Here is an 8,533-nt window from a genome sequence, read left to right as displayed (position 1 = left end):
AAGGGGAGGTGTTAATTCCAGTCCGATAGAAAAGTTGGAACCTCTTCTTGAGTATAAAGGATTGTCTGTTGAGTTTCTTCCGAAAGTTGTGTTTAAAGTTATGTTGTTAAATCTTCCGTCTGTTATATTTTTAATATATGAACGATACCTCCAATCACTTAAGTTATAATTTTGATAACCTAATGAGTGATATAAACTGAAATAATTATCGGGCCATTTTAAACGCCTTCCGAAACCTATTGAAATTCCGGCAACTTTAGCTGTTTGTAATTCTTCTGGGTCAGGATTATATATTGTTCTGTTTGATTGGATGTTATAATAAAAAGAAACAGACAGAGAATTTGGTTTTTTTCCTCCTAACCAAGGTTCTTGAAATGAAATACTGTAAAATTGATATGCTGTTCCGTTTGTTTGTGCACTGATGCTGAATTTTTGGCCGTCACCGGTAGGCAATGGTCTCCAAGCTTTTTTATCAAATATATTTTGAATGGAAAAATTATTAAAAGTAAGACCTAAACGGCCGACCAACATTCCGGCTCCCCAACCTCCGGAGATTTCTACTCTGTCATTTCCTCTTTCAACAAGAGAATATTCTATGTCAACTGTTCCGTTTGCAGGGTTAGGTATTGGTGTCGGGACGATTTGCTCGGGGTCGAAGTGTCCTAGTGTTGCAAGTTCTCGTATTGAACGTATTATATCACTTTTACTGAACAGTTCTCCCGGAACTGTGTATAATTCACGTCTGATAACATTATCATTTGTCCTGTCGTTACCTTTAATTATTACTTTATTAATTCTTGCTTTAGGCCCTTCATACATTCTTAATTCAATGTCAACGGAATCGTTTTCAATTTTCTTTTCGATGGCCCTTACATTAAAAAATAAGTATCCGTTATCCATGTATAAATTGCCTACAGCGTCTTCATCAACTGTTAAACGGTTGTCTAATTTTTCTTTATTATAAACGTCTCCTTTTTTTATTTGCAACCTTTTTTCAAGAACTTCTGTTTCATATTTTTTGTTTCCTACCCATTTTATATTTCTGAAATAATATTGTTTTCCTTCTTCAATTTTAATGTAAATATTAACATTTTGCTCATTTGCATCATAAACAGAATCTTCAATTATCTTTGCATCTCTGTATCCTTCTTTATTGTATTCTGCAATCAGATTTTTTTTGTCTTCGTTAAATGTTGACTTTATATATTTTGAAGGTTTAAATAGTCCGTACCATCTTTTTTCTTTTGTATCTTTTAGTTTAAACCATTTTAATTTTCTTTCGGGGAAAAGGGTATTCCCCTTTATAATAAGGTTTTCAATACGTGTTTTTTTAAATTTGTTTATATATATATTCAGAATTACAGCATTTTGATATGTTGTATCTTGTTTTTTAAAGATTTTAACTTTGGTTTTTGAGAATCCTTTTTCTGCGTAGAAATTTTTAATAATGTTTTTTGAAAGGATTAAGGTGTTGTCGGTTATTTGACGCCCTTTAATAAGTTCTAATTTTTCGTTTAGTTCTTCTTGGTCTGAATTTCTGATTCCGTAATACCTAACCTCTGAAAGCCTTGGTCTTTCTTCTAAGTAAATTTCTAACCAAATTTTATTCCCGTCTGTTCTGAGAGCATTGATTTCGACATCTGAAAACATTTTTTGTTCCCACATTTTTTTTAAAGCATTTGTAATATCATCTCCGGGAATTAATACTTTTTTACCGACTGATAAGCCTGATACTTGAATTAGTGCATTTTGGTCAAGATATCTGATTCCTCTTGTTTGAATTCCGGCAATTTCATATTCTTTCGGGTTTTCGTAATCAATATCAATTTGGCTGAATGTTATATTGTATATTGCAATAAAAATTATTGACAGTAATATCTTTTTTATCATCAGTTATAATTTTAACATATTTTTTGTAACTATCTTAGAACGGTTTAACAGGAATTTTGTTACATCTCTGATTTTTTTTGCAAAGATAATATTTGTTTTCAATTTTAGAATTGTAATTTTTCTAATTAAGGGAAGTTTTATTCTTTATTTGTTCTCCTGTTTTTCCGAATCTTCGTTCTCTTTTTTGGTAATCATAAATAGCAGTATAAAAATGCTCTTTTGTAAAGTCAGGCCACAGGGTTTCTGTAAAATAGAGTTCAGTATAAGAAATTTGCCAAAGCAGGAAGTTGCTTATTCTTATTTCTCCGCCGGTTCTTATTAGAAGTTCGGGATTCGGAATTCCTGATGTTTGCATATTGTTTGAGATTAACTCTTCTGTAATATCTTGCACTTTAGCTTCACCGTTTTTTATTTTGGCTGAAATTTTTCGGACCATTTCGGTAATTTCTTGTTGTGAACTGTAACTCAAAGCTAAAATCAAATTTAAACCGGTATTGCTTTTTGTTTTATCTATAATACTGTTTAAATTTTGCCGAACATTATTAGGCAGAGTGTTCAAATTCCCTATTGCACTGAGCTTGACATTTTTTTCCATTAAATTTTTTGTCTCATTTTTCACGGCAGTAATAAATAAAGACATTAAAGCATTTACTTCAAATTTAGGTCGTTTCCAATTCTCTGTAGAAAAAGCATATAGTGTTAAATGCTTTATTTCGAGTTCGCCGGATGCTTCAACAATTTCTCTTACTGATTTTACTCCGTTTTTATGACCGAATACTCGTTTATTCCCTCTGATTTTAGCCCACCTGCCGTTTCCGTCCATAATAATTGCTATATGTTCGGGAAGCTTTTTTTTGTCAAGTTTTGTCAGAATATTCATTTGTGCTATTTCCTTGGTTTTTGATAAGCCGGGCACCATTTTTTATCATTTTTCAAATTATAAGTAACGGTAATTCCGGCAACAGAATACCAATCATTATTATTTGCTTTTGTGATTTGTTTTAAGTTTGCATCGTTAGGCAACAATAAATCCATTTTATCTGATGCTGTTATTCTGAATACCCACTCGGCACTTATGGTTATTTTTTTTGAAGGGGAGTATTTATAGCCTATTCCTATGGGGATTGCAATTGTATAATCAGAAAATGAGTTAGATACAGCAACAGCTAATCCGCCTGTAATAAACGGGGCGTTACTTTTTCTGATATTAGAGTTAAAGTCTGAAAAATTAAATTCTGTTTGTAAACCGACTTCAATTATATTATTTGTAAAGGAATATCCTCTGGTTTGTTGATATATGTTTGAAAAATCTGCATCATTTCCTGTTATTTTTGCTTTCAGAATATTTAGTCTTACGGCATAGTAATCATTAAATGAGTGCCTGACAGCTAAACCGTATGCCAAGCCGGGAGAGTAAAATTGACGAGAATGATTTATGTCGCCTAAATAATAAGATGTTCCTAAAGTAATGCCGGGCTCAATATTATTATTTTGAGATTTTAAGTTTAATGTAAAAAAAAGTATTATTAAAATAATTAAATTTTTGTTCACTGTGTACTATTATGGTTAAAATAAAATTGTTTCATTTTTAACAGTAACTGTTTTTGTAAAAAAACATTGTGTAAAAATGAAACAATTCGATATTTTATTGTAAATATTTTTTAATATTTAGGCATACTGAAAACACTGTTAATTTTGTAATAGCCTGTTATTATTGTAAATAAATAAGCATCATTATAGTCAGGATTTCCTCTTTTCGGATAGCCTGCAGGATAAGGGCTTCCGGGTATGTCCGTAACAACTCCTAATGCGTCATCTCTCAATAAATGTCTGTCATCATATCCGTTGCCGATACCTGAATAGGTATCATGAGCATCATCTAAATAATCGGTTGTTGTGTATCTGTTAGAAATGTCTAAACCTATTGCCCATTGTTCGTCAAGATTATATTTAAATCCTAAGCCGATACTAAAGTATCCTCCTACATAACCATAAGATACACCTTCATTTTGCATAGGTCTTAATGCTGTCCAATCTTTTGCACCTCTTACTGATTCTGTTTTAGGATTATAATAAAAAGCACCACCGCCGAGAGAAAAATAAGCACTTAACTTATTTATTCCTTTATAACTTGAAAATGTATATCGTCCGAGATGTTTTTCTTTAATAAAATAGTATTCAAATTGTGTTCCTATTTCCCACAAGTTTGTTCTGAAATGTAAATTTCTGCTTTTTCTTCCTAAATTTTCCGATTCGGCATCGTCAGCTTTTAACCTTGCATAAGTAAGAGTAGGTTTAACAGCTAAATCTCTTAACAGTCTGTATCTGATTCCGCCTTGAATAACCGGGCGAGTATAAACCCAATCAATATCTCTGACACTAAAATAGTGGGCAGCATCTTTTGCCCCGCCTCCTAAATCACCAAGAAAAAAGTTTGTTCCGACACCTCCGTATGCTGACAGTCGCTCGTGTTTCCATCTTTGTGCATCAGACATCAAAGGTATAATCAAAAATAACAGCAAGAAATAGACGATTTTTCTCATAGTTCTTATTTAAAAATCAATAATTAGTACATTTTAAGAAGCAAAGATAATTACAAATTTTTTAAAAAAAAATATTTTGTAAAAATATGATTTGAAATTACAGCTAAATAACGTCGAAATAAAGGAAAAAATTGCTGTTTCATATTTTAATCATAAAAATTATCTTTAAAAGCTCCTGAAATTTGTTTTTTGAAAATAACATTTTTTATAAAAGCAAATATAAAGCCGGAACCATAGCCGATAAATTGAATATATGATGTAATTATTGAAACTGCTCCGATTTTTAAACTACTGTTTTTAATTGAAGAGTCTGAAAAGATTAATAAAATATGTAAAATAACGGGAAGTAAAAAGTATGGTGAAATAAAAAATGAGAAGATTAACAATAAAAATACGCATGAGATAAAAACAGACGGGAATGAGTGGACAATTTTCAATGATTCAGGATATTTTTTATAAAGGTTTATTCTTGCAATACCGGAATTATATACTTGCTTAAAGAATTGTTTTATACTTGTTCTTCGTTTGTGATAGACAAATGCATCTTTTATTAATCTTGTTTTAAATTTGTTTTTTATTATTCTGATGCTCAAGTCAATATCTTCACCGAACCGCATTTTCGAAAATCCTCCTGTTTTTTCAAAAACTTCTTTTGAATATCCCATATTAAAACTTCTCGGAAAGAATTTATCAACGTTTTCGCTTTTTCCGCGTATTCCGCCTGTTGTAAAAAGAGAGGTCATGCTGTAATTTACAGCTTTTTGAAAATTTGAAAAACTTTTATGTGCTTTATCGGGTCCGCCGTATGCATCTGTATAGTCTTCGTTAAGATTTTTTAAAACAATTTCAATATATTTTTCAGGGATAATACAATCAGAATCTAATATTACAAAGTAATTGCCGGATGCTCGTTCTGCTCCGTAATTTCTGCTTGTTCCGGGTCCGGAGTTTTCTTTAAAAAAATATTTAATATTTAGTTGTGTTGAATAAGAATTGACAATATTATCACATTTCCTTTGCGAACCGTCTTCAACAATAATAACTTCGAAATCTCTTATTGTCTGCTTTGTCAGGCTTTCAAGAAGTTCATCAACTTCGTCCGGACGATTATATACAGGGATTATTAGTGATAATGAAATGTCTTTTTTTATCATTCTCAATACAATGTTTCTGTTTTTTTTGTAAAAGTAGAAAATTTAATACTAAACAGAAATTATTTACTTTGTATTACAACAGAACTTTTTCGAGGAATTGTAGCCTTTTTATATGCTATTTTTACATCTGAATTATTAATAACCTCCGTCCCCGTATTTTTACTGTCAACAATTATTTTCCAATTATCAGGTTTGTTAAGTTCTTCAATATTTAATGTTAAAGTTTCTGAACTTGCATTATGTGCTATTATAAGTTGCTTTTTTTCTGTGCGTTGTGATTCAGATTCTTTTTTTTGCTTAATTATATATGCAATATAGTTTTTATTATTGAAATAAGGAACTGAGATATTGTTAAAGTCTTTAATGCTTAAGTCTATTTCAATTTCGAAGTTTTTATTAATATTTTCCGGACTTATTGAGTTGTGTCCGAATTTTGTATATGCAAATTCCGGAAAATCCCATTTTCCTTTTGTTTTAACAAGTTTAAAATTCAAGTTTCGATCGTCATTCCATTTATTCAAGTCAAAATCTTGAATTTCGTTTTTTGTGAAAATTATTTTTCCGTTTCCTGATTTATCAAAATTAACTTTAAACCGGTTTTCAAGAGGGTTTGGATTGTTTTTATGAATTTCTCCGACTAAATAATATTTTTCATTCGGGATTCCGTTTAAAAACTTTAATTTAAGTTGTTTCAATTTATAACTTTTGAATGAATGAATTACATTTTTTGGCTTATTATCGGCAGTTAAAAAATGTATATTATGATTTACCTGCTCTTTATTGTTAAATCGGAAAGCAGAAATTGACTGCCTCATTTTTATCAAGCCTTTTACATAATCAAGTAATTCATTTGCGATGTCAGAATACTCATTTGTCAATCTGTCCCAACGAAACATATTTGTATAATCATTTGAACAATAGGAGTTTTCGTGAAAATATATTGAATCTTCTTCAATGTCAATTTTATCAGAGGTAAATGCTCGATGTTTTTCAATATCATAGTCTGCCAAAGGTTTTGTACGCAAAATTTCGTCTCCTCCGTGTAAAATAATTTTTCCTTGTGAAGTAAATAAAATTGCATAAGCGAATTTCATTATTCGCAGTCTTTCTTTTTTGCTTTTATCTTTTACGGTTAAATTAATTTTGTCCCAAAGCGTTAAGCCGTCATGAACAGAAAAAAAGTTTAGGCAATCTGCCGCTTCTTTTGCAAAAAGGTTATAAGGATTAAAAAATACATCTTTGTTAAAAGGCAAGTTGCCGGAATCGTAAGTGTTTATTCCTCCGATAATTGCAGAGGCAAGGCGTGAGGTTTTATTTTCGTTGCCGTGAATAAAACCATGTTGGTAACCGTTGCCGGCAAGAGCATCTCTGAATGTATCATTAAAAATTCCGATGTTTAAAGAATCGAAATCTGTTTTAATTACGGCATCTTCTTTTAAATCTGTAAAGTTCCATGCTTCACCTTGTAAAATAAGTTCATTTTTATTATCCGGATTGTAAGTTAAACCGACTTCTTTGCGAATTTGTCGCATAGTTTCTTTATCAGTAAAACTCATTAAATCAAAACGGAAACCGTCAATATGATATTCTTGCACATAAAATTTAAGCACATCAATAATAAATTTTCTGGCCTGTTTTCTTCTGCTTTCAATTGTTGCACCGGCACCGGTATGACCTGAAATTTGGAAATTGTCATCTAATCTGTAATAACAACCTGGCGCAATATTTTCAAATGTATTTGCAAGATAGGTATGGTTAAAAACGACATCAAGAATAACACCTATTCCGGCATCATGCAGTACTTGAACCATTTCTTTAAATTCATAAATTCGGGAGTATGGATTTTTCGGATTTGTAGAATATCTGCCTTCAAGTGTAAAATAATTCATCGGGTCGTAACCCCAATTATAATTACTTTCTTTTGCAGATTTTCCGGTATAAGCTCTGTTAATTTCATTTTGTGTATATGCTTTATTCACAGGCATTAATTGAACGTGTGTTATGCTGAGGGCTTTTAAATAATCAATTTTTTCAATTAATCCTTTAAATGTTCCGGCAATATTTTCATTAATAATTCCCGGTTGTATTGTGAAATCTCTTACATTTATTTCATAAGCAATAATATCTGTTTCATTTTCAATGAATTTGAAATTACTGTATGTTTTTTTAAAGTTTGAAGGATTTGCTGCATTTGATTTAAAATCAATAATTGCTCCTTTCCCGATTTTATCTTCTGAATTTGAGTTGAATATTGCCATTGATTTTGCATAAGGGTCAAGTGCGATATTTTCCTTTCCGTAAGCAAAAATTTTATATTGATAAAATAATCCGTTTATGTTTTTTAATTTAACATCTTCCGGGTTTAAGGAGTATTCCCAAATGCCGAGTTTTGTATTTTTAAAGAATCCGGATTTTGATATATTAATCTTATTTTGATTTTCATCGAAAAGCAAAAGCTCAACTTTTACGGCAGGCGGTGACCATAATTTAAAATATGCTTTATTATTTTTAATATGAACACCGAAACCTTTATCATCCGAAAAAAAACCGGTATCTAAAATTCCGTTAATTTCGGGGTTTAGAATAACTTGTGTTTTTTCTGCATTAATTTTAATAAAATAGTTTGTTTGAAGTTCAAATGTTCCTTTCAGGGTAATAATCGTATTATTTTCTGAATATAATACGTCAAAATTTGTAATCTTTTTGTTTTTATGATTGTATAATTCAATTGAAGTATTTTTCGGCAGTTTTTTTCTTAAATATAACTTAATCCCTGACTCTGAAATAAATAGTGTTCTTAGAATCAGACGGTTGTTTTTGTTTGAAAACAGGCTGTAATCTTTTAATTTGTTTAGAATTAATTGTTGCATTTAGCAAAGATATTGTTTTTACTCATTTTTTTATATGTCGGATAAAATTTATAAATTAGTGCAATTAAAATTAAGT

6 protein-coding genes are annotated in these 8,533 nt (G+C 30.5%); all 6 read right to left on the bottom strand.

Annotated elements, in window-relative coordinates:
• Window positions 1-1,890, bottom strand: a 1,890-nt coding sequence (locus L3J35_07130) for an outer membrane protein assembly factor BamA (protein ID MCF6365963.1), incomplete at its 3' end; no start/stop codon positions are given.
• A gap of 121 nt (window positions 1,891-2,011) precedes the next feature.
• Window positions 2,012-2,770 (bottom strand): isoprenyl transferase, encoded by a 759-nt coding sequence (locus L3J35_07125; protein ID MCF6365962.1) that lies wholly within the window; start codon window positions 2,768-2,770, stop codon window positions 2,012-2,014.
• Window positions 2,771-2,775: 5 nt separating this feature from the next.
• Window positions 2,776-3,441, bottom strand: a complete 666-nt coding sequence (locus tag L3J35_07120; GenBank protein MCF6365961.1) for a DUF6089 family protein — start codon at window positions 3,439-3,441, stop codon at window positions 2,776-2,778.
• A 110-nt stretch (window positions 3,442-3,551) separates the two neighbouring features.
• Window positions 3,552-4,433 carry a DUF6089 family protein gene (locus L3J35_07115; GenBank protein MCF6365960.1) on the bottom strand — a complete coding sequence of 294 codons (882 nt, stop codon included), beginning with the start codon at window positions 4,431-4,433 and terminating at the stop codon, window positions 3,552-3,554.
• Window positions 4,434-4,579: 146 nt separating this feature from the next.
• Window positions 4,580-5,572, bottom strand: a complete 993-nt coding sequence (locus L3J35_07110) for a glycosyltransferase (protein MCF6365959.1) — start codon at window positions 5,570-5,572, stop codon at window positions 4,580-4,582.
• Between the two features lie 74 nt (window positions 5,573-5,646).
• Window positions 5,647-8,457: a hypothetical protein gene (locus tag L3J35_07105; GenBank protein ID MCF6365958.1), complete on the bottom strand. Its 2,811-nt coding sequence runs from the start codon at window positions 8,455-8,457 to the stop codon at window positions 5,647-5,649.
• Window positions 8,458-8,533 lie beyond the last annotated feature (76 nt).

It is taken from the genome of Bacteroidales bacterium, from assembly GCA_021648725.1.
In the GTDB taxonomy this organism is placed as follows: domain Bacteria; phylum Bacteroidota; class Bacteroidia; order Bacteroidales; family JAADGE01; genus JAADGE01.
The sequence above is the reverse complement of the archived record's forward strand: the minus strand, read 5'-3'. Positions and strand labels throughout refer to the sequence as shown.

What these genes read in the sequence shown, in the direction of transcription:
- L3J35_07125 (MCF6365962.1), bottom strand. Translation starts at nt 2,770, where the DNA reads ATGAATATTCTGACAAAACTTGACAAAAAAAAGCTTCCCGAACATATA.
- L3J35_07115 (MCF6365960.1), bottom strand. Translation starts at nt 4,433, where the DNA reads ATGAGAAAAATCGTCTATTTCTTGCTGTTATTTTTGATTATACCTTTG.
- L3J35_07105 (MCF6365958.1), bottom strand. Translation starts at nt 8,457, where the DNA reads ATGCAACAATTAATTCTAAACAAATTAAAAGATTACAGCCTGTTTTCA.